This window comes from Arcicella aurantiaca (assembly GCF_003148625.1).
Lineage (GTDB): Bacteria > Bacteroidota > Bacteroidia > Cytophagales > Spirosomataceae > Arcicella > Arcicella aurantiaca.
In genome coordinates this window covers 31,183-55,319 of sequence record NZ_QGGO01000012.1, presented here as the reverse complement: position 1 = coordinate 55,319, position 24,137 = coordinate 31,183, and the positions used below count along the sequence as shown (strand labels likewise).

Genomic DNA, 24,137 nt, shown 5'->3' with positions numbered 1-24,137 from the left:
ATCATAACTGTGAGCATCTATGCTCAACCGATATATTTTTAACATGGAAATCATCAAAACTACCAATATTTCAAGACGTTACGTCATGGGCGAAGAAATCATTCAAGCTCTTAAAGACGTTTCTATTTCAGTAAATCGAGGCGAATACGTGGCTTTCATGGGTCCTTCGGGTTCGGGAAAATCAACACTGATGAACATTGTTGGTTGTTTAGACACGCCTACTTCTGGACAATATATTCTTAATAATCAAGACGTTAGCCAAATGACCGAAAACGAATTGGCAACTGTTCGTAACAAAGAAATTGGGTTTGTTTTCCAAACATTTAACCTCTTACCACGTCAATCTTCGCTTGAAAACGTTGCTTTACCTTTAATTTATGCAGGTTATAACAAAGCCGACCGTATCGAAAAAGCCATGCTTGCTTTGAAAGGTGTCGGACTTGAAAACCGTGCAGGACATAAACCAAACGAACTTTCGGGTGGACAACGTCAACGTGTAGCCATTGCTCGTGCTTTGGTAAACGACCCTTCTATTCTTTTGGCGGATGAACCAACAGGGAACTTAGATACCAAGACTTCCTATGAAATCATGGATTTATTTGACCAATTATATTCAAAAGGCAACACCATCGTGATGGTTACGCACGAAGACGACATTGCCCAATACGCCCACCGCATCGTTCGCCTACGTGACGGCTTGGTAGAAACAGATAAAATCAACCCGAATGTAAAGCAAGCTAAGGAATTGATGATGAACTTGAAATCACAGGATTAGTTATTGGTTAATTGTAATTAGTTGAAAACTATGAGTTTTTTTACAGATTTATTCTATTCGAGGGCAAAAGAAAATTGGAAATTATTAGCACATGAAATACAAGGAAAATTTGTAGATGGTGGATTTTGGGAAACGAACGAAGTTAAATTTAATTATAGAAATACAGAAATTACATTAGATATTTTTTCAAAAGGTAATGGAAGGAGTTCAAAAACTTATACCAGAATCATTTGCCCGTACATTACTACAAACAGATTTACATTTGAAATTTCTTCGGAGAATGCAATTAGCTACGCAGCAAAATATATTGGAATAAATGATATTGAAATTGGAAATACAAAGTTTGATGCCGAAATCTATTTACAGTCAAATCAAAAAAAACGTTTATTAACATTCTTAGATACAAAATATCTTCAAGAAAAATTTCTTGAAGCATTTGAAGGTACAGACTTAGTTTTGAAGATAAACGATGACCATCCTGTTTTCTTTCTAAAAAAAATACCTACAAAAATACTTTGGATACAAATTGAAAATATAGGTATTGAAGAAGACATTGAAATATTAAAATCATGGTTCACCCTCTGCAAACTCACCCTCGACCGCCTAATTGAAATTGGAGAAGCCGAAGATATTGACCCAAATATTCAGTAGTTTTAAAAATATTTTATTTTTTTTCAATCAAGTGCTTGCATAACCAAAAAACTTTCGTACCTTTGCAGTCCAATCAAATGGAAACAACACCGCAGGATGGAGCAGTAGGTAGCTCGTTGGGCTCAAATTATTGTTAATTGAGAATTTTAAAATTTACTTATTTAAAATTTATTCAATCAATTTGCAAGAGGGCTGCGTAAAAAGAAACTTTTACGTGATTATTTGTCAAATTCGGGGAACCCTTTAAGTATGGCAATCCCGAGCCAAGCCTTAGCAATAAGGAAGGTGTAGAGACTGAATGGCAAGAACCTTACCAAGTTAAGTTGAAGGTAAAGAGACAGTCCAGACCACAAACCGTAAGGGTAGTGAAAACTATAGTGGTAAGCATAACCCAAAGGTCACAGGTTCGAGTCCTGTTCCTGCTACTAATTTTAAAGCCAATTACTTAATAAAAAAGTAGTTGGCTTTTTTCTTTTTTCTACAATTATCAAATCACTATATGGATACAAAACTCAAAGGAGATATTGCCGAACAAGCCGTTATCCTTCATGCTTTAAAACAAGGTTGGAACGTCCTGAAACCACTTGGAGACAGATTACCTTACGATATGGTTTTTGATATTGATGGAAAGTTTATCAAAATTCAAGTAAAAGGTGCTTGGTTTGACGAGTCCAGACAAAATTATGTGGCTGATAATCGTCGTACAAAAACAAATCGACGAGTAATGTTAAGAGAAAAGTATCATGAAACAGACTTCGACTTTGCCATTATTTATTTAGACAAAATTCAAGTCTTTTACATTCTACCAATTCATGTATTCATCAGTTACAGTTCTGAAATTCATTTTGTAGAATCCGAAAAAAGACAACGAAAGCCCAAGTCTGCCGAATACAGAGAAGCTTGGCATTTACTCAAATCAGCTATTCAATAGTTCAGAAAATGGAACAAATCAATCATAAAGCAGGCTTTGTTAGTATTGTTGGAAAACCTAATGTGGGTAAATCAACACTAATGAATGTCTTGGTCGGGGAACGTCTCAGTATTATTACTTCAAAAGCTCAAACTACTCGTCATCGTATTATGGGCATTTTGAATGGAACTCATAATGGCACTGATTTTCAATTAGTTTACTCTGATACTCCGGGAATTATTCTTCCCAAATATGAGTTACATAAATCTATGATGACCTTCGTGCATAGCTCTTTGGAAGATGCCGATGTGATTTTGTTTGTAACGGATATTTTTGAAAAATACGATGAAGATGATGTTATCGACAAGCTTGCTCGTATTGACCATATTCCAGTTTTATTATTGATTAATAAAATTGACTTAGCAACCGAAGAACAAATTGCCGAAAAAATTGCTCATTGGCGTGAACGTTTCCCAACACAAGCAATTATTCCAATTTCTGCTTTGAAAGAACAAAATACAGGTGAAATTTTTGATTCAATCGTTGAACATTTACCGAATCATCCGCCGTATTTTGACAAAGAAGAGCTGACCGATAAGCCCGAACGCTTTTTTGCTTCAGAGATAATCAGAGAAAAGATATTTTTAAATTATAAAAAAGAAGTGCCTTATTCTTGCGAAGTATCAATTGCAGCATTTAAAGAAGAAGATAATTTGATTAGAATTTCAGCCGAAATTTACGTGGAGCGAGTAACCCAAAGAGCCATTTTGATTGGTCACAAAGGCGAATCCATCAAAAAAGTAGGTACGCAAGCTCGTGAAGCAATGGAAAAATTCTTTGGTAAAAAAGTTTTCTTGGAGCAGTTCATCAAAGTAGAACCCGATTGGAGACAAAAAGCTCAAAAATTACGAATGTTTGGGTATGGGCAGGATTGAGATTAGAGAATATTTGAAAAAAATATTGATATAAAGTCTAAACGCCGACATTGTATATATTTAACATCTTGTGAAATATTTTAAATCTAAACAGTCATGACTATTAAAGTTCCTCAAAATGCCACAAAGGCACAATTAGAAGATATTTTCACTAAAGTAGCTAAAAATAACCCTCAGAAAAAATCTAAAGATTTTGCAGGTAAATTCAATTTTAAAATAGACTCTTTAGCATTTCAAAGAGATTTACGCTGATGAATAATCAAACCTGTATTGTTCTTGATACGAATACCTTAATGAATTATTTAGAAGGCTATTCATTTGAAATGGATTTAGTGGGAGATAAACAAATCATCATTTCTGAAATTACCGAAATGGAAATTCAGTGTAATCCAAACATAAGTAAAGGTGAACGAGAGATGTTGAAAGAGTTTTTGAATACGACCATTATCATTCCTCTTTCAGAAAACATCAAACAGTTAGCCATTAAGATAAGACTTACCACTCGTTTGAAATTAATGGATGCCATCGTTGGAGCGACCGCCCAACAAAGCAATATCTCATTAATCACTTGTGACGAAAAATTTGAATCTTTAAAAACAGTAAATGTTATTTTACTGCCTGCTATTGATAAAAGGTAGTTTGCGTTACTGATTTTTAATGATAACATAAATATTAATCACCATTTTCTACCCCTCCTTAAAAGTATATTATTCAAAAATCGAGGTGCTTGCAAGCTAAGATTAAAACACTAAAATTTAGGTTTTTAATTAATTCACAGTTTGTAGGGAACAGCTCAAAAAACAAGTAAAATGTCAAATATTGTTGCAATTGTTGGTCGCCCGAACGTGGGAAAATCAACACTTTTTAATCGCCTTATCGAACAGAAAAAGGCAATCATGGACAACGTTTCGGGGGTAACTCGTGACCGCCACTACGGATACGGCGAGTGGATTGGAAAATATTACACCGTCATTGATACGGGTGGATACGTTGTTGGCTCTGAAGATACCTTTGAAGGTGCTATCCGTGAGCAAGTAGAATTGGCAATCGAAGAAGCAGACGTTTGTCTTTTCGTGGTGGATTGTACTACGGGTATTACTGATTTGGACAAAGACTTCGCAAAAGTTCTTCGTAAATCAAAAAAACCTGTTTACATCGTTGCTAACAAAGCTGATACCTACGAAAAAGGTATGGATGCCGTTGAGTTTTATGAATTAGGCATGGGCGACCCTTTCGCTATTGCCGCAGAAAGTGGTTCGGGAACGGGAGATTTATTAGATGCCGTAGTTAGTCATTTTGAAGAAGAAGGCGTTGAAAATCCAAATGCAGGAATTCCCAAAATTGCTATTCTTGGAAAACCAAACGTTGGTAAATCTTCATTCTTGAATGCACTTTTGGGTAAAGAAAGAAGTATTGTTACAGATATTGCGGGAACAACTCGTGATGCTATCGACAATCACTATAATATGTTCGGGAAGGATTTTATCATTACCGATACCGCTGGGATTCGTCGCAAGGCAAAAATGGAAGATAACATCGAGTATTATTCATTCTTGCGTACTATCAAGGCAATGGAAGAATGTGATATTGCGGTTATTTTGATTGATGCTACTACGATTGATTTACAGACAGGTTTACAGGCACAAGACATGAACATTATTTCAATGGCTGACCGTGCTAAAAAAGGAATCGTGTTGATGATTAATAAGTGGGATTTGGTTGAAAAAGATTCAATGACTTCTAAGCGTATGGAAGATGCAATTCGTCAGCGTATGGCTCCTCTAAATTATATGCCTATCATTTTTACATCTGTGAAAGAAAAACAACGTATTTTCCAAGCAGTTGAAATGATTTTGGACGTTTATGAGAACAAAACGAAGAAAATTCCTACTTCAAAATTAAACGATGTGATGTTGAAGGTAATCGAAAATTATCCTCCACCAGCTTGGAAAGGGAAATACATCAAAATCAAATACATGACGCAATTACCAACTAAGTCACCATCGTTTGTGATGTTCTGTAATTTACCACAATATATTCGTGAAAGTTATGAACGTTATTTAGAAAATCAAATGCGTGAACACTTCGACTTTACGGGTGTACCCATTCAGATTTTCTTTAGACAGAAGTAAGTGGTTACTGGAAATTGGTTATTGATAGAGTGGTTTTTACAGAAGATTGTAAGTAGTTACTGGAAATTAGTAATTGGTAGATTGGTTTTTACAGAAGATTGATTTTATTATACCAAAATCTTAAAATCCATTAATCTAATCAATCCAAGTTCCGACAAATTACAACAAAAAAAGCCTGCAAATTTTAAAATTTGCAGGCTTTTTATTTGCTCGTGAAATGATTATGCACGAACAACAGCTAATTCTTTCACTTGTGTTTTAGCATATTCGTACATTCCAAACATCACAGCCGAAAACAATAAATTACTCATTAAAGAATTTTTCAAAAATGGTAATGCCATTGTATAACACGTAACTAAACCCTCCATAGTTTTAGGATACATTGTTCCGCCATTCCAAACCAAGAAGTTTGATACTGTAAAAAAAGCAATCGTTCCTAAAAGATTGGCTAATAATACATTTGTTACATTCACTTTCTTCAACGTTACGATTCCGATAGCTACCATCACAGAAATACTAATGAAAACGGTAGTTTCAAAACCAAAAGAAAATGTTGGGTAATATTGCTTATAAAAAACATTATTTAATACCAAGTTAGAAATCCAAAGAGCAAATAATGGAACTGCAAAAGCCCAAGATTTACGAGTAAAATAGGCTCCACCGAACAATGCCATTGCTCCAACTGGAGAAAAATTTGACAATGAAGGTATCATCACTGGTATAAAACGACTAATTGCCGCTAATAATATCATTCCCGAAATTACTCCAAAACGAAGATTTACTGAATTTTTCATATTACATAAAGCGATTTTGATAGTCGCTAATTAATTCTATTCTACAAATTTAAGAAGGTTTAGAGATTTCAGCGTAATTTTGAGGAAATAAATGTTTGCTCTACGCACAGGCTTTAAGCAATAGGCTTTTTCTATGAGTCCGACCGCTTACAGCATATCGCTTATAGCATATCGCTAAAAAAATGCAAAAATTAGGATTATTAGGTGGCGGACAATTGGGTAAAATGTTGCTCCAAGCTGCTATGGATTTAGATATTCATGTAAAATCACTTGACCCAGACCCAGACGCTCCTTGTGCCAAAATTGCCCCCGAATTTGTGGTGGGTTCTTTCTTAGACTTTGATACCGTTTATCAATTTGGGCAAGATTGTGATGTGATTACCATCGAAATTGAAAATGTCAATCTTGAAGCTCTTAAAAAATTACAAGCGGAAGGGAAAAAAGTATTTCCTCAACCCGAAGTGTTAGAAATTATTCAGGATAAACGTATTCAAAAGCAATTTTATCAAGATAATAACCTGCCTACTTCCGATTTTATCTTGACCGATTCTATTGAGGACATTAAGCAAAACATTGACTTTTTACCTGCCTTCAATAAATTAGGAAAAGGCGGTTATGATGGTCGTGGCGTACAAAAATTATCTTCCGAAGCAGATATTTCATTAGCATTCACAGAACCCAGTTTATTAGAAAAAGCCATTGATTTCGACAAAGAAATTGCCGTAATCGTAGCTCGTAACGAACACGGAGAAATCAAGACTTTCCCAACGGTTGAATGTGTTTTTCATCCTGTTCATAATTTGGTAGAATATCTTTTCGCTCCTGCTGAAGTTTCAACCCAAATTCATGATGAAGCTTGCAAAATTGCCATTGAAACGGCAGCAAAATTAGGCATTGTCGGTTTGTTGGCGGTAGAAATGTTTTTGACTAAAGATGGACAAATTCTTATCAATGAAGTTGCTCCACGCACACACAACAGCGGGCATCATACCATCAGAGCAAATCATACTTCACAATTTGAGCAACACCTCAGAGCTGTTTTAGGATTGCCTTTGGGCGATACTACCGCACATTCAAAAGCGGCAATGGTAAATCTTTTGGGTGAAGACGGTTTCACAGGTGAAGCAAAGTATCAAGGCATGGAGGAAAGTCTTAGTATATCGGGAGTATATCCATTTTTATACGGAAAAAAAATAACCAAACCATTCCGTAAAATGGGACATATTACCGTTGTAGATGAAGATTTAGAAAGTCTAAAAGCTAAAGTTTCAAAGGTAAAAGAAACTTTGAAGGTCGTAGCATAAAGTATAAAACCCTTTGAATTTAGGTATTCAAAGGGTTTTTCAGTTTTTAAAATTAACTTTGCTGTAAATAAACATCCTTATATAAAAATGGTAGGAATCATCATGGGTAGTATTTCAGACTTAAAAGTCATGGAAGAAGCCGTAGAAATTTGTAAACAATTTGGCGTAGCTTACGAAATCGACATCGTTTCGGCTCACCGTACTCCTTTGAAAATGGTAGAATATGCCCAAACAGCACGTGAACGTGGCGTAAAAGTCATCATTGCAGGTGCAGGCGGAGCAGCTCATTTACCGGGAATGGTAGCATCAGTTACCACTTTACCAGTTATTGGTGTACCTGTAAAATCTTCCAATTCTATTGATGGTTGGGACTCAGTTTTGTCTATTCTTCAAATGCCATCAGGTGTACCCGTTGCGACAGTTGCTTTAAACGGAGCAAAAAATGCAGGAATTTTAGCAATTCAGATGATAGGTATTGAAAATCAGGAAATTGCTATTAAATTGCAAAAATATAAAACAGAATTGAGTGATAAAGTAGCGGAAATGGTTTCGGAATTAAGAAATAAATAATTTTTTCAGAAGTTAAATTTCGTACTCACTCATAACCTCCTTACTCGTAAAAAACGTTATTATGGAAGAAAACCGTAATCCTCGCCCCGTTGAAGAAACTTCAAAACTTCCCACTATTACGCTATTTGTATTAATTGCTATGGTAATTGCCCTACTTTATGTGGGTTGGCAGTCTGTAAGAAACAGCTCTACAAAAGATGAAGAACTCGTTAGCAAGAGTCCAAACTCAGTAGCAATGTCTGGACAAAATAATGAAGAAGTCGTTATTCCTCCTCCTCTTGAAGAAACAGGCGACAATGTTGCAACAGACGAAAAGAAGAAAGAAGTTTCAGAAGACCCAGAAGAAAAGAAAACGGTTGAGCCAAAAGAGAAAAAGGAAAGTGAGAAGGAAAAACCAGTGAAAAAGACAGAAATACCAAAAGGAGAAACGATAACTCATACCGTACAGTCGGGAGAAACTTTTTTTGGTATTGCAAACCGTTACAATATTAGCAAAGCAACGCTTCAAACACTTAATCCTGATGTAAAACCTGAGGGTATTAAAGTAGGTGTAACAAAATTGAAGGTTAAAATTAGAACCATCCATACCGTAGGTGCTGGAGATGTCCTTCGAGTTGTTGCTCAAAAATATGGTATTAGCAAACAGGCCTTGATAGATGCAAACAAGAAAACAAAAGATATGGCTGAACGTGGAGAAAAATTAATTATCCCGTTGCAATAGGTTTTAGATATATTTCTCATCACCTCTCTCTAATCTACAAGAGGGAGGTTTTTTTTTGAGTATGAGAAAAGAAATTTTGTCATAGATAAATTATTTACAGCTAATGAAATTAGAAAAATATACAACAGAAGCATCTATTAATAAGTTAACCTACATTTTTGAAAGTATTGGACAAAAAACAATAGTAAAGGTAGTAGAATATAGTAAATTAAATCCCGCATTTATTGGTTTACCTTCTGAAATAAAAGTATATAATTTGGGGTTTGGTGATTGGGATGACGCAATAAAAGATTTTAACGACCAAATAACAAGTAATAATGGTGATACAGATAAGGTGTTAGCTACAGTAGCCAATACAACAAATGAATTTTGGGAAGAATACCCTGATGCTTTTTTGTATTTCAAGGGTAGCCAACCATTAGGGGAAAAGCCACTCAGAACAAGATTATATCAAATGAGGATGAATAGGTATTTTACCGAAATCAATAAAGTTGCCGATATTTTTGGATTAACCGATACTGGTTGGGAAATATTTGTAGTAGATAAAAACTATATAGCTTTTTTGATTTCACAGAAAGATTAATTATTTTAGTAACATGAAAACAGCAAACAGAAATATTAAATCAGAGCAGAATTTCCCCAAAAGTAAGTACAACCCTGCACTTGATTATTTAGAAGATAAAGTTATTTTCAAAAAACAGTTAGATGAAGCTATCCAAACTATACAAAAATATGGATTACCCAAAGAAATAATGACCAAAATCAATAAAAAATCCTCTGTCAGTTAAACAGAGGATTTTTTATTATTTACAATCTCGAAGCGATACCGTCGTGGATTTGTTGTAAGGTTTCATTCAAACCAAATGTCCAATTCCAAGTTGGATAATGAGCTTTAAATTTAGATAAATCAGAAATATACCAAATATGGTCACCAATACGGTTTGTTTCTGAATAGCTATAACTCATTTTCTTACCTGTAATTTCTTCACAAATAGCAATTCCTTCCAACATTGAGCAGTTTGCAAAACGTCCACCACCTGCGTTATAAACTTCGCCAGAACGTGGGTTTTGGTAAAAATGCCAGAACATATTTACTAAATCGTAAGAGTGAATATTATCACGAACTTGTTTGCCTTTATACCCAAATATTGTATAGTGATTTCCTGTAATAGCACATTTCATCAAATACGCCAAGAAACCGTGTAATTGCGTTCCTGAGTGATTTGGACCTGTTAAGCATCCTCCACGGAAAACACCAGTTTTCATTCCAAAATAACGACCATATTCTTGAACCAATACGTCAGCCGCTACTTTAGACGCACCAAATAATGAGTGTTTCGTATGGTCGATACTGTGTAATTCGTCGATACCATTCTCAAAATATGGGTGGTTTGCATCAATTTCAAAACGAGTTTCAGTTTCAATCAATGGCAAGTAATTTGGATTATCTCCATAAACCTTGTTAGTTGATGTGAAAATAAACACCGCTTCTGGACAGTGCAGACGAGTCATTTCCAACATATTTAGCGTACCGTTTGCATTTACTGAGAAATCAGTAAACGGTTCTTTGGCAGCCCAGTCATGCGAAGGTTGTGCAGCTGTATGCAAAACACATTTAATATCAGTTCCGTATTCTTTGAAAATAACTTCTAATTGAGATACTTCACGAATATCTGCCTGATAGTGTTTATAATTAGAATATTTTTCTTCTAAACGACTACGATTCCAAGCCGTAGAAGCCTCTTCACCGAAGAAATATTGACGCATATTATTATCAACGCCAATCACTAAATCAAACTTATCTGAAAAAAAGTTAACGGCTTCACTACCAATTAAGCCCGCTGAACCCGTTACAAGTGCAATGTTCATACGTAAGTTTATGAGTTATAAGATTTGAGTCCAAGTTAGAAATACAGATATTTATATTCTCAATTGAACTTATTTGTAATACAAAAAGCGTTACGAAGTTATACCGCAACGCTTTTTTGTAATATTTTAAAAAGCTGTAAACCAGTTGCTAATTACTAAATTAGTTACCTTGAGCGTTAGTGCTATCGCTAAATAATTTTTCACGAATTTTATTAGCTCTTACTTCATTCTCAGGCTTAGAAGCATATTTATTTTTAGTCTGACGTGCTGCAGAATCTGGATGAACTCCATAAACATACGCATCATTTTCGTTGAGGTCTGCCTGCTTGATAGTGTTGTTTTTCTGATAATTACAAGCTGTTGCTAATAGAGCAATCCCAGCGATGGTTAAAATATTTTTGCGATTCATTTTCGTAAAATTCTGTTTTTAATTATGCAAATTTAGTGCAGTATCCTTAATTAAAAAAATTGCCTCTGTATTATTAAACATCTTTTGAAATATTTTCTGTAAAAAGACTATATTTTTACGGTAAAATACAGAATAATCCTAAATAATTAAAAAAAATCTTGATAATCCCAAATATTGGTATTATCATTGCAGAACATTTCACTAACCTGTGATTTCTCCCGTTAAAACTCTGATTAACAAGAGATTAACGTCAAACATCCATCTCGTACCAAGATTTCCCAATTTGATTTTAATCTTTACATTTTTCAAAGAATTTTTCTTTACTTAACCACCAAACAACAAAGTGTTTGCTTTGTAAGTTTTCGATAATAAATTTTTATGTATAAAATTGAAGAATTAGAGATGATGCTCATTTCAGAGCTTCGTGAACTTGCCCAAAAGTATGCTATCCCTGAAATAATTAACCTTCCTAAGCAAGAACTTATCTACAAAATACTTAATAAACAGGCGGTAATGCCAATAACAGACCGTAAACCTGCCAGCAACAACATCATGCAAGACGATAATAAAACCGAAAGAAAGGTAAGAAAAGAATCCGCCTCAAAGTCTGACGCACCACGGCCTAAAAGACAACGTATTTCTAAAGATGAAAACGAAGTCTCGACTATCGAATCTGTGGCAGTTAATGAGCCTGCGTATATACCTGACCAAACAAAAACAAAGGCAGTTCGTGAAGCAAAACCTACTGCAAATACTTCTGAAACTCCCGCTGAATCATTAAGTTATGAGTTTGACGAAGAACCAATCGTTGATTTCCCTTCTGATATTGAAGAAGATTTTTCAGTAGATACATCTTTCATCACACCTGATGAAACTTCTGGCTTACCACAAGAACCAGAAACTCGTCCAGAAACCAGACAATCAAATAGCAATTTCAAAAAACCTATTTACAATCAAGCCATTAGAGAATTTGATGGAATTATTGAAAATGAAGGTGTTTTGGAAATTATGCAAGATGGTGGTTATGGATTCTTGCGTTCGGCAGATTATAACTATTTGGCTTCTCCCGATGATATTTATGTGTCTCCATCACAAATCAAATTATTTGGTTTGAAAACAGGTGATACCGTTCGTGGGGCAATTCGTCCACCGAAAGAAGGAGAGAAATATTTTGCCCTTTTAAGAGTAGAGTCTGTCAACGGAAAGACTACCGAAGAAATTCGTGATAGAATTCCATTTGAATATTTAACGCCACTTTTCCCAGAAGAAAAATTAAGATTATCTTCTCGTCCAGACCAATATTCAACACGTATATTAGACTTATTTGCTCCAATCGGTAAAGGTCAACGTGGTATGATTGTGGCACAACCTAAAACGGGTAAAACGGTGCTTTTAAAGGAAATTGCGAATGCCATTTCTAAAAATCACCCAGAAGTTTATTTATTGATTTTATTGATTGATGAACGTCCTGAAGAGGTAACAGATATGCAACGTAGTGTACGTGCAGAAGTAATTTCTTCAACTTTTGATGAACAAGCTGAACGCCATGTAAAAGTGGCAAGTATTGTTTTGGAAAAAGCAAAACGTATGGTTGAGTGTGGTCACGACGTGGTGATTTTATTGGATTCAATTACTCGTTTGGCTCGTGCGTATAATACAGTCGTTCCTTCATCGGGTAAGATTTTATCGGGTGGGGTTGATGCGAATGCTCTTCACAAACCAAAACGTTTCTTCGGAGCGGCTCGTAATGTTGAAAATGGTGGTTCATTGACCATCATCGCAACGGCTTTGATTGATACAGGTTCTAAAATGGACGAAGTTATCTTTGAAGAATTCAAGGGTACGGGTAACATGGAACTCCAACTTGACCGTAAGTTATCGAACCGTAGAATGTATCCTGCAATTGACGTTACGGCATCTGGTACACGTAGAGAAGATTTATTGATGGATAAAGAAACGCTTCAACGTGTATGGATTTTGCGTAAACACATGAGCGATATGAACTCTGTGGAAGCCATGGAGTTTTTACAACAGCAAATGAAAGGAACAAGAACGAATGAAGAGTTCTTGGTTTCGATGAATAGATAGATTTTTGTTTTGGTTACAAAAAACCGCTTCAAAAGCCTTTATTGGGTTTTGAAGCGGTTTTTTGAGTTTAAGATTAACCCTATAGCGAAATCTTCTTCATCTCTAAAAACGCCATCAGCTTTTGGTATTCTATCTTTTTTATGTAATGCTCCATGTATTCATAATCAGGTTGTCCATTAGTGTTTATTGGAAGAAGAATACTTTCTTTTCTCAATCTTTCACCACTACGTTTATAGCCAAAATTATATTTACCTCTTACTCTATCTGCCACAGTCGTAATGAATAGTCCTACATATCTGTTTAATTCGGGACTATACCCGACACTTATATCAGACGTTGCGATAAAATCTTCGAGTTTATATATAGCATACCCCATTGAGCCTTCTCCATTTCTGATAAAAGCTATTGAATTGCCCTTTTGAATTAAGTTATTTTGCTTTTCTACTTGACAAAGTACACCGTTATTTAAGTTAGTTGCTCCCAAATAATTGACCCCCAAATTAGTCTTTCTTAAATGATTCAATCCTTTGGACTTTCCTTGTTCCAATTTGATAAATAAGTCTCCAATTTTAAACGCTTTCCACTCCTTTTCAGAAAGTGGTATTACTTCTTTATAATTCTTTACTTCAACAATCCTTTGGGCAATCTGTTTTTGAAACGCATTTATTTTCTCCTGTTCTTTTTCTCGCATATACTCCTCCATGAAGACATAATCTGGTTGCTCTTGAGGTGTCATTGGTAGGAGAATTCTTTCTTTATAAATTCTACTGTCATTTATCTCTCTGTTGAAGCTATATTTTTCACCTAATTGAGAAACAATCATCGAAAGAAAAAGATAAACGTACTTTTCAAAATTTTCATTTTTCAATTTAGTTATATGGTCACTTGCTACGAAGTAAAATGATTGATAAAAACTAACACCAACACTTCCACTATTAGCAATAGTTAGACAATTCGAGAAAATACGAACGTTATTTATATTCCCAACGAAATTATCAACACCATTATTAATGCCTGTAGAGGATATATATGGAATTTTACCTTCTATATGGTTATTTTTTTTTAACCTTTTTCCTCTTTGAATATCTTTGAAAATATCTTTGAGATAAAACTCTCCCCAGTTAACATCTTTTAGCTGCTTTTCCATGTTATAAAGTGTTTTCAAATAAATAGCCTCTTCCTTGTGCAATCATACTAAACTCAAAAGTTAGGTAATCGGCAATTGTTTTTTCAAAATCTTCATCTTTGGGTATTTCATCATTGAAATAATAGAAAGAATGTAGCCATTCATCATCTGCATCAATTGTGGTTTTTACCATAAATTTACTTTCAGCAGGAGCATCATGTAACCAACAGTTGATAAGATGAGCTTTGCGTTCTTTTGCTCGCTCGGTTTCTATAAGTCCAACATGCTTACGAATGATAAAACCATCGTCTTCGTAGTTGATAAATTTGCAGTATTTTTTAGTAGAGTGGGGTTTGTGAGCCGTAAAAATGGCAATACAAGGGTTTGTGCCTACGCCATAAAAGGTTTCTTTGTTAAGCGTTATTACTCCTTCTAAGGTATGGTCTTGTAGAATTCTCTTTTTTACTAATTTATCCTCTTTTGTTTTCCCTACCATTGTTGATTGTGGAACAATTACTACACATCTTCCTCCATCGGCTAAACTATCTAAAATATGTTTAATGAAATGAATTTCAGAGAGATGGGCAGTATCTTTTCCTTTAGATTGCGAGTAAGGAGGATTGATAAAGCCTACAGAGAGGTTAAACTGTCTTAGTTTTTTTACATCTTGTTTCAAGAAATCGTCTTTGATAAGATTACTTTTTCCATCACCTCTAAGAATCATATTGGTCGTGGCAATAGAGAACATATCCTCTCTAATCTCAATACCATGAATTCTATCTTTTTTGATTATCTCTCTTTCCTCTGGCTTTGCTTTTTCAAGCATTTTGTGCATGGCTGCAATCAAGAAACCACCTGTTCCACAGCATGGGTCAAATACAATATCGGTAGGTTTTAAATCTATCAAATCACAGAATAATTCGGTGATATGGCTTGGAGTCAAGACTACGCCCAAAGTCTGTCCATCACCTCCGCTATACCTAATAAATTCGCCATAAAAACGTCCTAAAACATCTTCCGTAGAATTAGCGACGACGGTAGAAAGAATATTTTTACTAAGAAATTCAGTAAAGTATTTCAAAGGTGTTTTCCCTAATTCTGAATCTTTATTTTTTAGGCGTTCATCTACCTGATTGAGGAGAGTACGGTCTTTAATGATATTGAATTGACTCAAAACCTGTTCTTTTTTGGTTTCTGGTCTTACCTCTACACGTACCATATAAGTAGAAAGGGCATCAAAAATCTTTTGCCCATCTGTTTTAATGGTATCGCCTGTCAGGGCATCCAAAGAGAAAGACGGTTCTTGTAAAGCTAAAAGAATCGCAGAAACAACCAACGGTTTTTCGGAATCACCTAATTGCCCATAATTACGAAGAGCTTCGTGGAGTTCGGCAGATTTTTTTAGGACTTCTTCAAGTGCAAGCGTTTCTGGTGGAGTTTCTCCTAATACTTGTTCTCGGTAATATTTTTCGATATTTTGCTCAGAGAAGTTCTCAAAATTTTCAACTTCTTTAAGCATTTTATAACCATGTTCATCTACAAACAAAGGTTTAATAACATGGTGTTTTTCATCCCCAGAACAGCCAAAAGCAAATACTTTTTTGAAGCCAGTTTTTTGTATTATTTCATTAGCATAATGCAATGCACCATTTTCTGCATAATTGATAATAGCATGGGCATCCATAGACAATGATTTTTTTTCATCATCTTGATAATATACTTGTTTATCTAATTCGGCTTTATCTTCAATAACAAGGATAAAATCTTTCGATTTTCCTACAAAATCAGGAAAGCCAGCTTTTCCATTTCCTTTCTTTGAAGCACTTTTTAGAGCATCTTGAATTTCGATGATACTACTACTATTAGGAGTAAACTTGATACTCGCTAAATCAAGTAATTTGCCTATAAAAAAATCAGTTACTTTTTCGTTTGTTATTCGGGTTTTCGCCATACGGTCAGAAAGGGCATAAAAATAGCGTGAACGTTACTTGTTTGCCCATCAAGGTACCTGAGAAGACCTGCACAGCAAAACGAAGTAACGTCACACATACCGCATGACGTTTCTTGCTCCGTTTCCCGCTGTGCTACAAAATTTCTCAGGTTTTGATTGGGCAGGATTTTTAAGCTAAACGCTAAAATTTATATGTCTTTTTCGTTTTTTATTCGATAAATTGGTTGTTTTCGTTTTTTGCAAAGATATATCAAAAATGAGGATAAAGAATATTTAAGCGATTAGATTTCTTATTTTCAAACCTCTACAACCGCTTTAATAACCCCATTTTTAGGGTCAAGCCACGACTCAAAATTATCTTTTACTTGGTCAAAAGAAACTCTGTGAGTTATATAAGTTGTTGGCTTTACTAAACCTTTTTTCATTGAATTAACCACTTTTTCAAAATCTTGGCGAGTGGCATTTCTACTACTCATCAAGGTCGATTCTCGTTTATGAAATTCGGGGTGACTGAATGAAATTTCGCCTTTTTGCAAACCTACTAAAACATATCTTCCGCCATGTGCTAAGTATTGAAAAGCATTCAAAATCGCTTTTTGATTGCCCGTAGCATCAATAATGACAGTTGGCATATCGTTATTGGTGATTTCTTGTAATCTCTCAAAAACATTTTCAGCAATTGCATTTATGGTAAAATCAACGCCTAATTTTTCTTTGCAGAAATTCAATCTCGACTCATTTACGTCTAAAGCAATCACTTTTGCTCCTGCTATTCGGGCAAATTCCATACACCCCAAACCGATTGGTCCTGCACCTACAATTAACACAAACTCATCTGTTTGTACATCGGCACGTCTTACGCCATGAGCCCCAATTGCTAAAGGTTCAACCAATGCCAATTCATCAAAAGAAAGTCCTTCGCTGGCAATCAAAAGCCTGATTGGCACACGGATATATTCTGCCATTCCACCATCAATATGCACGCCAAAAACTTGAATATCAGTACAACAATTTGGTTTCCCATTGCGACAAGCTACGCATTTTTCGCAGTTGAAATATGGAATAAAAGTAACAGCATCACCCACCGAAAAATCAGGATTTTCTTCAATTTCAACGATTTCACAAGCCAACTCATGTCCTAAAATTCGAGGATAACTAAAAAATGGTTGGGTGCCTTCAAAGGCGTGCAAATCTGTTCCACAAATACCAATTCTTTTAACTTTTAAAATCGCATAGCCCTCAGTAAGTTGAGGTTTTTCTCCTTCTTTATATTCAAATTGTTTAGGAGTATTGCAAACTAATGTTTTCATAAATTATATTCTTAAATATTGATTTGAGGGTTTGTTTAATAGATTTTCTAAAGGTAATTTTCAGTTTATAAAGTAGGTGTTGGGATTTAGGCATTAGGATTTATTACCATAATACATTGATAATAAATAGATTATCCTAAAATAAAACATAAACTATTTTATAACGGGTACTTGAATTGGATTTGAGTACAACTTAACGAACCAGTACAGGTACTAAATAGAAACTTATCTCCGACAGATATTTTTATTCGAGATTGATTTCAATCATTATTTCTAAATCCAAACGCTTCTTTATAAAGCCATTCAACCATGCAATCTACTTTCAACGCTATCAATCAATATGTTAATAAATGTGCCGTTTTTTCAGAAACCGAAATTCAGCTTTTTGATAGTTTATTGCAACAAAAAACGGTAAAAAAGAAAACCATGCTTTTGCGTGAAGGGGAAATTTGCAATTTTGAAGCCTATATTCTCAAAGGTTGTATTCGTACTTTTTGTATGGACGAAAATGGTGCGGAGGTTATCCTACAATTTGCCGTAGAAGATTGGTGGGTCAGTGACATTGCCAGTTTTCATGAGCAAACGCCCAGTAAATTGTATATCGAGACGTTAGAAAATTGTGAATTACTCATACTTACGCACGAAGCAAAAGAAGAATTATTGGCTAAAATTCCACAATTTGAGCGTGTTTTTAGATTAATGGTTCAGCGAAATTTGTCGGTTACTCAAAATCGTTTGGTAAATACTATTGCAAAACCTGCCCACGACCGCTATGTTGAGTTTTTGGAACGTTATCCGTCCGTTGCTCAACGAGTAGCTCAACATTATATCGCTGCTTATTTGGGAATTTCAGCGGAGTTTCTGAGTAAAATTAGAGCAAAAATGGCAACGAAACGTTAATTTCTTGTCATAGTTCAATGCTTTGGCTTCGAGAATGTACCAACTTTGTATCGTCAAAAAGGTAAAAGGGTTTAGGTTTTAGGACATAGGCATTTTCTTACCCTCGACAAAAATTCAACCATTTAACAGATTTAGAAATCATGGCAAATACAGTAATTCATAAAGCAGAAACACGTGGACACGCTAATCACGGTTGGCTTAACAGCTTTCATACTTTTAGTTTTGCAAGTTATCGTAACGCAGAAAGAATGCACTTTGGCGTTTTGAGAGTGTTGAATGACGATACAGTTTCTTCGGGAAAAGGCTTTGGAACGCACCCACACGACAATATGGAAATTATTTCTATTCCATTAGAAGGCGACCTCGAACACAAAGACAGTATGGGCAATTTGGCGGTTATCAGAAAAGGAGATATTCAAATAATGAGTGCGGGAACAGGTATTTCTCACAGCGAATACAACCGTAATCAAGATGAATTGGTGAAGTTTTTACAAATTTGGGTATTTCCAAATAAAAGAAATGTTACGCCACGTTATGACCAAATTACGTTGAATGAAAACGACCGTCATAATAAATTTCAGCAAGTTCTTTCTCCAAATCCAGATGATGAAGGTGTTTGGATTCACCAAGATGCATGGTTTTCGATGGGGAATTTTGATAAAGATTTTTCAACAGAATATAGCATCAAACGAGCAGGAAACGGCGTTTATGCCTTTATTTTGAAAGGTGACGTAACCATTGAAGGTACACTATTAAATACAAGAGACGGTTTCGGAATTTGGGATACTGATAAAATTACCATCACTGCCAATTCTGACGATGCCCAAATTTTATTGATGGACGTTCCGATGGAAATTTAAAATAGAGGATAGAGGATAGAGGATAGAGGATAGAGGATAGAGGATAGAGGATAGAGGATAGAGATTTTTTCTATGAAATTCTGCTCTGTAACCTATTCTCTACTATCTATTCTCTATCATTATCATCTAAAATCTGCTCTGTCCTCTGGTTCAAACGTCCTCGCTTGAACAACTCTCGCTTGTACTAATTTTCAATTAGTGCATAAATGGTTTGGCGACTGTGCCGCAATTTCCTTATGGTTAGGCGTCCTCGCTTGACATAGAATTACTAACTACTCAAGAGTTAGTAATTCTTATCTCTGGTTCAAACGTCCTCGCTTGAACCACTCTTTTTAGCCTTAACAATGCAAAACCACTTCACGCCTGATTGCAAATCAGAGTTAGCGAGGACGAGATTAACAATTTCAAAGTTCTTTAACTTTAATATTTCTGAAAGAAATACCTTTAGACCAATCTTGTAAAGAAATACGTCCTTTAGTATGTTTTCCAAACTCTGGGAAAGACTTGAAGCCCGAATTGGCAACCAAACTTTTCCAATTTTCGCTGTTTAGGTCTTCTGTTGCAGTAAGAACACCATTCAAATAGAACTCAATTTTTCCATTTACTTGTTTAATTTCAGACTGATTCCATTGTCCTGCTGATTTATCAGGAGCAGGATTCTTTTGTTCATAAAATCCATACAAACACCCTGAGCGTTTTTTGGTACTAAAAGCGTAATCATGGTGAGTTTTTTCTAATAATTGATATTCAGGTCCAGAAGCCCAAGCCTTTGGAACATCTTCCTTTTCTACAACATTAAAAAAAACACCGCTATTTCCTTCCTTTGAAATTTTCCATTCAAATTTTAAGTCAAAATTTTCAAATTCTTTGTCGGTCACTAAATCTTCACGCTCTACATCCAGAATCGTGGCATCACACTTCAATTCTCCATTTTTAACTACCCAAGCCGAAGCGACTTTTCCTTTGTTGTACAAGTGCCAGCCATTACTTGTTTTACCATCAAACAACAACTGCCAACCCTCTTTTTTTTCCTTAGTAGATAATTGGTTTGTTAAAGTTCTATTTTGTGAAAATGAACTAAAAATGCTTATCAATAAGCAAAGTGTTGTGATTACTTTTTTCATTTTAATTTAATTTTGAGACTCTGTTAATACTATTTGAAATTCTTTTTTGATAAATAACTTTAATTGTATAAGTTCTTCCATGAAAGTTTAAATATGAGTGCAAAGTAAAGTTGTATAAAAACAAGAGTCTTTAATTTGATTTTCCATATTTTGAACTAAATTGTCTGAATAGAAGATTTATTGAAAAAATAAGGAAAAATGAAGGCTAAAAAGATAGCATTGGAAGTTATATCAGCTAAGTATGGGAGTTCGTTAGTGTTAAAACATTTACGAGCAAAGTCACCGTGTTTAAAATTAGCATGGCACTTTCACCCAGAGATTGAATTGGTTTATATACCCAGAGGAAAAGGTAGATTGTATATTTCCAATGTAGTCAAACCTTATGAGAATGGAGTAATTATTTTATTGCACTCAAATATACCACATCGTTGTTTTGATTTTGGCTTTGAGAATGAAATTTACGAAGAATATCTTGTGCAAGTTTTGCCTGAGAAACTGGATAATATTTCAGTTCTATTTCCCGAATTTGATAAAATAGAACAAATGTTAAAAGCGTCTAAACAGGGAATAATTTTGCGATTGGAGGAAGAACACGACTTTTTTCATAAATATTTTGAAGAGCTTTTTAGTGTTCAACCTGTTCGACAAATATTAGTTTTTTTTGAAATCTTGCACTTAATGTCGAATGAAAATTATACAAGTGTAGAAGCCACTTTAAATACGCACATTCCTTCACTCAGTATTGAGCGTATTGATAAGGTTTTCAATTTTATTACCAATAATTTCATGAACGATATTCGTAGTCAAAATGTAGCAGAATTATTACATTTTACGGATTCTTCATTTTGCCGTTTTTTCCAAAAACATACACAAAAAACCTTTAAAGAAGCATTGAATGAATACAGGCTTGCTCATGCTTGTAAATTATTGGCTCATACCAATAAAAGTATAGAAACTATCGCTTACGAATCAGGCTATGGGAGTCAGTCTTTTTTTAATCGAATGTTTAAGCGTTTTAATGGAACAACTCCCTTAGCATATAGATATGAATGGCAAATAAAGCAAAAGGCATAAATTCCAAGTTTTCATTTTACGCAAATTGAAGAAAATCAATAAAATTCAATGAATTTATTTTGATTTTCTTAGAACAAATTATACTTTTGTTTTAAATTTATAGAACAGTATAGAACACTTGATTAAAACATTCAAAAAATAAACAATCAACATTTCAAAACAATGGCAAACATCACGTTAGGAGACAAAGAATATTTTGCAAACATTGGCAAAATTCAGTTTGAGGGTAGAGAATCTGACAATCCTTTAGCGTTTAAATGGTACGACGAAAACCGTATTGTGGCAGGTAAATCAATGAAAGACCACATGCGTTTTGCAACGGCTTACTGGCATACTTTCTGCGGAACAGGTGCTGACCCATTTGGACCGGGAACAAAACAATTTGCATGGGACGCTAAAAATGATGCTGTTGGGCGTGCAAAAGATAAAATGGATGCTGCTTTTGAATTCATGACAAAATTAGGTACTCCATATTACTGCTTCCATGATATTGACTTGGTTGACGAAGGAAATTCTCTTTCGGAATACGAAAGTAATTTGGCGGCTATTGTTGACTATGCTAAACAAAAGCAAGCAGTTAGTGGTGTGAAATTATTGTGGGGAACTGCCAACGTTTTCTCTAATCCGAGATACATGAATGGTGCTTCTACCAACCCAGATTTCAATGTGTTGGCTCATGCAGGTACGCAAGTGAAAAATGCGATTGATGCAACAATTGCTTTAGGTGGAGAAAACTATGTATTCTGGGGAGGTCGTGAAGGTTATATGACTTTGTTGAATACTGACATGAAGCGTGAAAAAGCTCATTTAGCGAAATTCTTAACAATTTCACGTGATTATGCTCGTAAAAATGGATTTACAGGTAAATTCTTTATCGAACCAAAACCATGTGAACCAACAAAACATCAATACGATTACGATTCTGAAACAGTAATTGGTTTCTTGAAAGAACACGGTTTAGAAAACGATTTTATGTTGAATATCGAAGTAAACCACGCTACTTTGGCGGGTCATACTTTCCAACATGAATTGCAAATTGCAGCTGATAGTGGTTTCTTAGGAAGTATTGATGCTAACCGTGGAGATTACCAAAATGGTTGGGATACTGACCAATTCCCGACAAACTTAAATGAATTGACAGAATCAATGTTGATTATTTTAGAAGCGGGTGGAATTACGCACGGTGGTATCAACTTTGATGCTAAAACTCGTAGAAATTCTACTGATTTAGATGATATTTTCTTGGCACATATCGGTGGAATGGACGCTTTTGCTCGTGCATTGGTTATCGCAGATGATATTTTAACAAAATCTCCATATAAGAAACTTCGCAAAGACCGTTATGCGTCGTTTGATGCAGGAAAAGGTGCTGATTATGAATCAGGAATCTTGACTTTAGAAGACTTGAGAAACTACGCTTTCGAAGCTGGCGAACCTGCTCAAACAAGCGGAAAACAGGAGTTATTCGAAAATATTGTTAATCAATACATTTAGTCAGTTTACAGTAAACAGTTAGCAGTTAACAGTAACCGAAAATAAAAAAGTATTAAAAAAGCCAGTTTGTGGAACTAACAATCCCCAAGCTGGCTTTTTTACTGCTAACTGCTAACTGCTAACTCACAAAGACCCTCTCACAATCAATCTGCTTTCGCTTCTTACTTTTCCTTTTTGTTTATTGTGAACCATTCTGCCTGCTAATTTTCCCATTTCCACAAAATCATTTGAAATGGTAGTGATGCCATCTTCTGCTAAAATCTCTTTGATGGGCGTATCGTCGTAAGACAAAAGTCCGATGTCTTTTCCTAATTTCAATCCCTTCCTATTTGCATAATTTACAAAGCGAACAAGGTCATTTTCTAAGAATAAAATATAAGCGTTTTCCTCTGCTAAAGATTCAAAAACTAAGCTATCAACCACTTCATTTTTGATATGATTGGCTTCGCAAAATTTTAGAAAACCCTTCAAAATCCCTTTTGGAGTATATTGAAACTGATTTTTACTCAAAAATAAAGTTAGGCTTTTATATTTTTGGATTTGGGGCAAAGCGTCGGTTAGTCCTTGATAAAAGTTTTGCTCAAAATCTTGATAAAGCGTTGGATACGTATCGTCTAATTGTTCTACATCAATATCCAAAATCAATAATTTATCTTTCGGAATCTGCTTCACAATTTCAGAAACGTCTTCATTGAAGTGAGGCATGATGATGTAAAAATGATAGTTGCCAAGGTTATTGACAATCACATTTTCAAATACATTCAATTCGTGATAATGAAAGTATAAATCAATAGAAACCTTCTCGCCAAGAGCTTCACGAAGCGAAAGAAAAAGAGCTTCTTTGTAGGAATTCATTGCATCGAACAAGACAAAAACGTGCATTTTTGCTTGAACATCGGTAGAAATAATATAGTAGCCTTTTCCATGTTGTGGAGCTACAATGCCTCGCTCACGCAATTCCTCATACGCACGAATAACCGTCATGCGGGCAACACCCAACGAACTCGTAATCTCATTGATAGTAGGTAATTGGTCACCTCTTTTCAAAACACCCTGCTGAATTCTTTCAATGATTTCATCAGTTATTTGCTGGTATTTTGGTGTTTGAGAATTAGGTTCTATTTGTAGTGGCTTTTTCAT

General features: G+C 34.9%; 25 protein-coding genes. 17 read left to right on the top strand and 8 right to left on the bottom strand.

Annotated features, from left to right (window positions below):
- Positions 1-43: 43 nt before the first annotated feature.
- The 7 genes from LV89_RS12505 (at position 44) to der (ending at position 5,403) form a co-directional block, all read left to right on the top strand.
- The gene (locus tag LV89_RS12505; protein WP_109743239.1) at positions 44-775 is read left to right on the top strand and encodes an ABC transporter ATP-binding protein; all 732 of its coding nucleotides are present in this window, start codon (positions 44-46) and stop codon (positions 773-775) included.
- Between the two features lie 30 nt (positions 776-805).
- Entirely contained in the window at positions 806-1,426 is a 621-nt protein-coding gene (locus LV89_RS12500) for a hypothetical protein (RefSeq protein WP_109743238.1), read from the top strand.
- 499 nt (positions 1,427-1,925) lie between these two features.
- Positions 1,926-2,357: a group I intron-associated PD-(D/E)XK endonuclease gene (locus LV89_RS12495; RefSeq protein WP_109743237.1), complete on the top strand. Its 432-nt coding sequence runs from the start codon at positions 1,926-1,928 to the stop codon at positions 2,355-2,357.
- Between the two features lie 8 nt (positions 2,358-2,365).
- Positions 2,366-3,271, top strand: a complete 906-nt coding sequence (gene era / locus LV89_RS12490; protein WP_109743236.1) for a GTPase Era — start codon at positions 2,366-2,368, stop codon at positions 3,269-3,271.
- A gap of 96 nt (positions 3,272-3,367) precedes the next feature.
- Entirely contained in the window at positions 3,368-3,523 is a 156-nt protein-coding gene (locus LV89_RS25185) for a hypothetical protein (protein ID WP_158279576.1), read from the top strand.
- Complete coding sequence (locus LV89_RS12485) at positions 3,523-3,909, top strand: PIN domain-containing protein (RefSeq protein ID WP_109743235.1); 387 nt, start codon at positions 3,523-3,525, stop codon at positions 3,907-3,909. The genes LV89_RS25185 and LV89_RS12485 overlap by 1 nt, the downstream gene beginning before the upstream one ends.
- Before the next feature lie 171 nt (positions 3,910-4,080).
- Positions 4,081-5,403 (top strand): ribosome biogenesis GTPase Der, encoded by a 1,323-nt coding sequence (gene der / locus LV89_RS12480; protein ID WP_109743234.1) that lies wholly within the window; start codon positions 4,081-4,083, stop codon positions 5,401-5,403.
- 221 nt (positions 5,404-5,624) lie between these two features.
- Here der and LV89_RS12475 read toward each other — a convergent pair whose 3' ends face one another.
- A complete protein-coding gene (locus LV89_RS12475) occupies positions 5,625-6,197 on the bottom strand; it encodes a DUF6580 family putative transport protein (protein ID WP_109743233.1) in 573 nt (190 codons plus the stop codon).
- A gap of 182 nt (positions 6,198-6,379) precedes the next feature.
- Here LV89_RS12475 and LV89_RS12470 point away from each other — a divergent pair, with 182 nt between their 5' ends.
- From LV89_RS12470 to LV89_RS12450, 5 genes are all read left to right on the top strand, one after another.
- Positions 6,380-7,501, top strand: coding sequence for a 5-(carboxyamino)imidazole ribonucleotide synthase (locus tag LV89_RS12470; protein ID WP_109743232.1), 1,122 nt, complete (start codon positions 6,380-6,382; stop codon positions 7,499-7,501).
- An 87-nt stretch (positions 7,502-7,588) separates the two neighbouring features.
- Complete coding sequence (gene purE, locus LV89_RS12465) at positions 7,589-8,071, top strand: 5-(carboxyamino)imidazole ribonucleotide mutase (RefSeq protein ID WP_109743231.1); 483 nt, start codon at positions 7,589-7,591, stop codon at positions 8,069-8,071.
- Positions 8,072-8,132: 61 nt separating this feature from the next.
- The gene (locus tag LV89_RS12460; protein WP_109743230.1) at positions 8,133-8,792 is read left to right on the top strand and encodes a LysM peptidoglycan-binding domain-containing protein; all 660 of its coding nucleotides are present in this window, start codon (positions 8,133-8,135) and stop codon (positions 8,790-8,792) included.
- A 103-nt stretch (positions 8,793-8,895) separates the two neighbouring features.
- Positions 8,896-9,375: a DUF6934 family protein gene (locus tag LV89_RS12455; protein WP_109743229.1), complete on the top strand. Its 480-nt coding sequence runs from the start codon at positions 8,896-8,898 to the stop codon at positions 9,373-9,375.
- Between the two features lie 13 nt (positions 9,376-9,388).
- A complete protein-coding gene (locus tag LV89_RS12450) occupies positions 9,389-9,580 on the top strand; it encodes a hypothetical protein (protein WP_109743228.1) in 192 nt (63 codons plus the stop codon).
- A 19-nt stretch (positions 9,581-9,599) separates the two neighbouring features.
- Here the strand turns inward: LV89_RS12450 and LV89_RS12445 are convergent, their stop codons facing one another.
- A complete protein-coding gene (locus LV89_RS12445; protein WP_109743227.1) occupies positions 9,600-10,661 on the bottom strand; it encodes an NAD-dependent epimerase/dehydratase family protein in 1,062 nt (353 codons plus the stop codon).
- A 160-nt stretch (positions 10,662-10,821) separates the two neighbouring features.
- On the bottom strand, positions 10,822-11,070 hold the full coding sequence (locus LV89_RS12440) for a hypothetical protein (RefSeq protein WP_109743226.1): 249 nt from the start codon (positions 11,068-11,070) through the stop codon (positions 10,822-10,824).
- Positions 11,071-11,448: 378 nt separating this feature from the next.
- On the opposite strand from LV89_RS12440, the gene rho reads away from it, so the two are divergent.
- Positions 11,449-13,158 (top strand): transcription termination factor Rho, encoded by a 1,710-nt coding sequence (rho, locus tag LV89_RS12435; protein WP_109743225.1) that lies wholly within the window; start codon positions 11,449-11,451, stop codon positions 13,156-13,158.
- A 79-nt stretch (positions 13,159-13,237) separates the two neighbouring features.
- On the opposite strand, the gene LV89_RS12430 is transcribed toward rho, so the two are convergent.
- The 3 genes from LV89_RS12430 to LV89_RS12420 form a co-directional block, all read right to left on the bottom strand.
- The gene (locus LV89_RS12430; protein WP_109743224.1) at positions 13,238-14,305 is read right to left on the bottom strand and encodes a restriction endonuclease subunit S; all 1,068 of its coding nucleotides are present in this window, start codon (positions 14,303-14,305) and stop codon (positions 13,238-13,240) included.
- Position 14,306: 1 nt separating this feature from the next.
- Complete coding sequence (locus tag LV89_RS12425; protein WP_109743223.1) at positions 14,307-16,235, bottom strand: HsdM family class I SAM-dependent methyltransferase; 1,929 nt, start codon at positions 16,233-16,235, stop codon at positions 14,307-14,309.
- 296 nt (positions 16,236-16,531) lie between these two features.
- Entirely contained in the window at positions 16,532-17,545 is a 1,014-nt protein-coding gene (locus LV89_RS12420) for a zinc-binding alcohol dehydrogenase family protein (protein WP_109743222.1), read from the bottom strand.
- 309 nt (positions 17,546-17,854) lie between these two features.
- On the opposite strand from LV89_RS12420, the gene LV89_RS12415 reads away from it, so the two are divergent.
- Together LV89_RS12415 and LV89_RS12410 are read left to right on the top strand one after the other, a co-directional pair.
- Entirely contained in the window at positions 17,855-18,445 is a 591-nt protein-coding gene (locus LV89_RS12415; RefSeq protein WP_109743221.1) for a Crp/Fnr family transcriptional regulator, read from the top strand.
- Positions 18,446-18,585: 140 nt separating this feature from the next.
- Positions 18,586-19,305 carry a pirin family protein gene (locus tag LV89_RS12410; protein WP_109743220.1) on the top strand — a complete coding sequence of 240 codons (720 nt, stop codon included), beginning with the start codon at positions 18,586-18,588 and terminating at the stop codon, positions 19,303-19,305.
- 404 nt (positions 19,306-19,709) lie between these two features.
- On the opposite strand, the gene LV89_RS12405 is transcribed toward LV89_RS12410, so the two are convergent.
- A complete protein-coding gene (locus LV89_RS12405; protein ID WP_109743219.1) occupies positions 19,710-20,429 on the bottom strand; it encodes a 3-keto-disaccharide hydrolase in 720 nt (239 codons plus the stop codon).
- A gap of 198 nt (positions 20,430-20,627) precedes the next feature.
- Between LV89_RS12405 and LV89_RS12400 the strand changes: the two genes are divergently transcribed.
- Together LV89_RS12400 and xylA are read left to right on the top strand one after the other, a co-directional pair.
- On the top strand, positions 20,628-21,503 hold the full coding sequence (locus LV89_RS12400; protein WP_109743218.1) for a helix-turn-helix domain-containing protein: 876 nt from the start codon (positions 20,628-20,630) through the stop codon (positions 21,501-21,503).
- 162 nt (positions 21,504-21,665) lie between these two features.
- Positions 21,666-22,997, top strand: a complete 1,332-nt coding sequence (gene xylA / locus LV89_RS12395) for a xylose isomerase (RefSeq protein ID WP_109743217.1) — start codon at positions 21,666-21,668, stop codon at positions 22,995-22,997.
- Between the two features lie 123 nt (positions 22,998-23,120).
- On the opposite strand, the gene LV89_RS12390 is transcribed toward xylA, so the two are convergent.
- Entirely contained in the window at positions 23,121-24,137 is a 1,017-nt protein-coding gene (locus LV89_RS12390; protein ID WP_109743216.1) for a GntR family transcriptional regulator, read from the bottom strand.

Coding starts and splice junctions, on each gene's coding strand:
- LV89_RS12505 (WP_109743239.1), top strand. CDS start 44: ATGGAAATCATCAAAACTACCAATATTTCAAGACGTTACGTCATGGGC.
- LV89_RS12500 (WP_109743238.1), top strand. CDS start 806: ATGAGTTTTTTTACAGATTTATTCTATTCGAGGGCAAAAGAAAATTGG.
- LV89_RS12495 (WP_109743237.1), top strand. CDS start 1,926: ATGGATACAAAACTCAAAGGAGATATTGCCGAACAAGCCGTTATCCTT.
- era (WP_109743236.1), top strand. CDS start 2,366: ATGGAACAAATCAATCATAAAGCAGGCTTTGTTAGTATTGTTGGAAAA.
- LV89_RS25185 (WP_158279576.1), top strand. CDS start 3,368: ATGACTATTAAAGTTCCTCAAAATGCCACAAAGGCACAATTAGAAGAT.
- LV89_RS12485 (WP_109743235.1), top strand. CDS start 3,523: ATGAATAATCAAACCTGTATTGTTCTTGATACGAATACCTTAATGAAT.
- der (WP_109743234.1), top strand. CDS start 4,081: ATGTCAAATATTGTTGCAATTGTTGGTCGCCCGAACGTGGGAAAATCA.
- LV89_RS12475 (WP_109743233.1), bottom strand. CDS start 6,197: ATGAAAAATTCAGTAAATCTTCGTTTTGGAGTAATTTCGGGAATGATA.
- LV89_RS12470 (WP_109743232.1), top strand. CDS start 6,380: ATGCAAAAATTAGGATTATTAGGTGGCGGACAATTGGGTAAAATGTTG.
- purE (WP_109743231.1), top strand. CDS start 7,589: ATGGTAGGAATCATCATGGGTAGTATTTCAGACTTAAAAGTCATGGAA.
- LV89_RS12460 (WP_109743230.1), top strand. CDS start 8,133: ATGGAAGAAAACCGTAATCCTCGCCCCGTTGAAGAAACTTCAAAACTT.
- LV89_RS12455 (WP_109743229.1), top strand. CDS start 8,896: ATGAAATTAGAAAAATATACAACAGAAGCATCTATTAATAAGTTAACC.
- LV89_RS12450 (WP_109743228.1), top strand. CDS start 9,389: ATGAAAACAGCAAACAGAAATATTAAATCAGAGCAGAATTTCCCCAAA.
- LV89_RS12445 (WP_109743227.1), bottom strand. CDS start 10,661: ATGAACATTGCACTTGTAACGGGTTCAGCGGGCTTAATTGGTAGTGAA.
- LV89_RS12440 (WP_109743226.1), bottom strand. CDS start 11,070: ATGAATCGCAAAAATATTTTAACCATCGCTGGGATTGCTCTATTAGCA.
- rho (WP_109743225.1), top strand. CDS start 11,449: ATGTATAAAATTGAAGAATTAGAGATGATGCTCATTTCAGAGCTTCGT.
- LV89_RS12430 (WP_109743224.1), bottom strand. CDS start 14,305: ATGGAAAAGCAGCTAAAAGATGTTAACTGGGGAGAGTTTTATCTCAAA.
- LV89_RS12425 (WP_109743223.1), bottom strand. CDS start 16,235: ATGGCGAAAACCCGAATAACAAACGAAAAAGTAACTGATTTTTTTATA.
- LV89_RS12420 (WP_109743222.1), bottom strand. CDS start 17,545: ATGAAAACATTAGTTTGCAATACTCCTAAACAATTTGAATATAAAGAA.
- LV89_RS12415 (WP_109743221.1), top strand. CDS start 17,855: ATGCAATCTACTTTCAACGCTATCAATCAATATGTTAATAAATGTGCC.
- LV89_RS12410 (WP_109743220.1), top strand. CDS start 18,586: ATGGCAAATACAGTAATTCATAAAGCAGAAACACGTGGACACGCTAAT.
- LV89_RS12405 (WP_109743219.1), bottom strand. CDS start 20,429: ATGAAAAAAGTAATCACAACACTTTGCTTATTGATAAGCATTTTTAGT.
- LV89_RS12400 (WP_109743218.1), top strand. CDS start 20,628: ATGAAGGCTAAAAAGATAGCATTGGAAGTTATATCAGCTAAGTATGGG.
- xylA (WP_109743217.1), top strand. CDS start 21,666: ATGGCAAACATCACGTTAGGAGACAAAGAATATTTTGCAAACATTGGC.
- LV89_RS12390 (WP_109743216.1), bottom strand. CDS start 24,137: ATGAAAAAGCCACTACAAATAGAACCTAATTCTCAAACACCAAAATAC.